General features: G+C 55.0%; 1 rRNA gene. It reads right to left on the minus strand.

The features are described from left to right. Positions 1-98 (minus strand): 23S ribosomal RNA (locus JDF658_RS12745); the annotation flags it as partial. Positions 99-342: the final 244 nt, after the last annotated feature.

The raw sequence follows: 342 nt of genomic DNA on the forward strand, positions 1-342 counted from the left end.
AGCCTGCTTGCGGCTCCCCGGAGCTTTTCGCAGCTTTCCGCGTCCTTCTTCGGCTCTTGGCGCCAAGGCATCCACCGTATGCCCTTAGTATCTTAACCTCGTGCTTCCCCATTTTGCCCGCCTACGGCTGTCACTAGTATTGTTACCGGCAGCAAGCTGCCGACAATACTACATTTCCAAAGCCCGGCGGCCAAAATGGTTCCACTCTACACGCTACGATGTTTCGCAGAGTGTGTTACCTTTTACTCTGTGCGGTTTTCAAGGAGCAGTTCGGTTGTTTATGAACTTCGCCTGGCTACGTTGCCGACTGCGTCGAGGTCCTCGACGTACCTCCAGTACGCC

This window comes from Carboxydocella sp. JDF658, assembly GCF_002049395.1.
Classification (GTDB): domain Bacteria; phylum Bacillota.